1 protein-coding gene is annotated in these 1,146 nt (G+C 69.8%); it reads left to right on the top strand.

The features are described from left to right. Positions 1-13 precede the first annotated feature (13 nt). On the top strand, positions 14-715 hold the full coding sequence (locus CCN33_RS29765) for a ribonuclease HII (protein WP_086696437.1): 702 nt from the start codon (positions 14-16) through the stop codon (positions 713-715). The last annotated feature ends 431 nt before the right edge of the window (positions 716-1,146 follow it).

Genomic DNA, 1,146 nt, shown 5'->3' with positions numbered 1-1,146 from the left:
GTCTGAGTCCGCCATGCCGTACGAACCACCCACTCATACCGTCGAGCGCTCCCTTCGCGCCACGACCGGGGCGAAGGTCATCGCCGGCGTCGACGAAGTGGGGCGGGGTGCCTGGGCCGGACCCGTCACCGTCTGCGCGGCGGTCACCGGACTGCGCCGCCCGCCCGAAGGGCTCACCGACTCCAAGCTCCTGACGGTCAAACGCCGTGCGGAGCTGGACGGGATACTGCGGTCCTGGGTGACGGCCTTCGCCCTCGGTCACGCCTCTCCGGAGGAGATCGACGACCTGGGCATGACCGCCGCCCTGCGGCTGGCCGCCGTCCGCGCCCTGGAAGCCCTGCCGGTCCGGCCCGAGGCCGTCATCCTCGACGGCAAGCACGACTACCTCGGTGCCCCCTGGCGGGTGCGCACGGTGATCAAGGGCGACCAGTCCTGTGTGGCCGTCGCGGCGGCCTCGGTGATCGCCAAGGTGTACCGCGACAAAATGATGGCCGAACTCGGTGCCGGCCATGCAGACTTTGGATTCGCGGACAACGCCGGGTATCCGTCGCCGGTGCACAAGGCCGCACTGGAGGAGCGGGGCCCCACCCCGTACCACCGTCTGTCGTGGGCGTATCTTGATGCGCTGCCCCGGTGGCGGCACCTCAAGAAGGTCCGCAGCCTCGTGGACGGCGGCGTTCCGGTGATCGAGGGCCAGCTCGGCTTCGATTTCTGACGCTTCCGCCCGCCGCCGATGTGCCACCCGGCCATCGGCGTCGTACCAACGTTTGATAAAAATCAGCTCATGCCTCTCCTTCCCGAGGAGCCTCAGATTCACGAGAGTGCCCAGGGTCCCGTCGCGACTCCGGCCAGCAGCCGCGTCGCACCGACCCCTCGTCCCGTACCCGGCCCCCGCCCCGCGGCTCCGGCCGGGGCGGGCCGGAGCCGCGGGGCGGGGGCCGGGTACGGGACGAGGGGTCGGTGCGACGCGGCTGCTGGCCGGAGTCGCGACGGGACCCTGGGCACTCTCGTGAATCTGAGGCTCCTCGGGAAGGAGAGGCATGAGCTGATTTTTATCAAACGTTTGTACGACGCCGATGGCCGGGTGGCACATCGGCGGCGGGCGGAAGCGTCAGAAATCGAAGCCCAGCTGGCCCTCGATCACCG

It is taken from the genome of Streptomyces recifensis, from assembly GCF_002154615.1.
GTDB lineage: Bacteria > Actinomycetota > Actinomycetes > Streptomycetales > Streptomycetaceae > Streptomyces > Streptomyces griseoluteus.
The sequence above is the reverse complement of the archived record's forward strand: the minus strand, read 5'-3'. Positions and strand labels throughout refer to the sequence as shown.